This is a genomic window from Streptomyces adelaidensis (assembly GCF_016598475.1).
Lineage (GTDB): Bacteria > Actinomycetota > Actinomycetes > Streptomycetales > Streptomycetaceae > Streptomyces > Streptomyces adelaidensis.
The window spans coordinates 1-1221 of sequence record NZ_JAEMUX010000241.1 but is presented as its reverse complement, the minus strand read 5'-3'; the positions used below and the strand labels follow the sequence as shown (position 1 = coordinate 1221).

Below are 1221 nucleotides of genomic sequence, written 5' to 3'. Positions count from 1 at the left end.
TTTGCCTACCAGGCCCTGCTGATCGAGGAGTTCGCCCGGGCCGGCACCCGGGTGGAGTTCGTACGCGGCCCGCGTGGTGACAGCCCCGAGGACCAGCTGATGGTCCAGTTCCAGGGCATGTTCGCCGAGTACGAGAAAGCCCAGCTGATGGAGCGCTACCGGCGTGGGAAGACCTACCGGGCCCGCTCGGGGTCGGTCAACGTGCTGGGCGGTGCCCCGTTCGGCTACCGCTACCTGCGCAAATCTCCTGAGTGCGGGGCCACTTACGAGATCGTCGAGTCCGAGGCGGCGCTGGTGGTGGAGCTGTTCCGGCGCTACACCGACGACGGGGCCTCGATCGCGGACCTGACCCGCTGGCTCACCTCCAGCGGCACTCCCACCCGCACCGGCAAGACGCGCTGGGACCGCAGTGTGGTCTGGGGCATGCTCCGCAACCCCGCCTACGCAGGTCAGGCGGCCTTCGGCAAGACCCAGATCCTCCACGAGACGGCGGGCCTGAACCGCCGGGCCCGCTTGGAGGGCCGCAGCACCCCGCGAGCGGTCAAGGCCGCCGACCGTCCCCGCGAGGAGTGGATCATCATTCCCGTTCCCGCGCTCATCACCCCAGCGACCTTCGAACGCGCCGCGGAGCGACTGGAGAACAACAAGCGGTTCGCCTCGCGCAACAGCAAGATCCCTTCTCTCCTTCAGGGCCTGTCGGCCTGTGTGAGCTGCGGATATGGCTACTACCGCACCTCGACCACCACGTCGTCCGGCAAGAAGATCTACTACTACCGGTGCCTGGGCTCGGACGACTACCGCTACGAGGGTGGCCGGGTCTGCGCCAACAAGCCCGTCCGCGCCGACTACCTCGACACCGTCGTCTGGGACCACATCATCGGCATGATCACCGACCCGCATCTGATCCGGACCGAGATCGACAAGCGCCTGGAACGCGCCCGCACGTCCGACCCCGCCACGCGTCAGCGCGGCCGGCTCGAACTGGCCCTGGCCAAGGCCACCACAGCGATCACCCGCATGATCGAAGCGTTCCAGGAGCAGCTGGTCACCCTCGACGAACTCCGCTCCCGGATGCCCGATCTGCGCGCCCGCGAGAGCAACCTGCGCGGCCAGCTCGCCGCTCTGGACGCCCAGATCGCCGACCGGGACGCCTACCTCAAGCTCGCCGACGACCTCGAAGGCTTCCTCACCCAGCTCCGCGACAACGCCGAAAGCGCCGAG

1 protein-coding gene is annotated in these 1221 nt (G+C 68.3%); it reads left to right on the top strand.

The window, feature by feature from the left end; translation table 11 throughout:
* The coding region (locus I8N67_RS41575; RefSeq protein ID WP_200309545.1) for a recombinase family protein at positions 1 to 1221 on the top strand (1221 nt) is incomplete at both ends.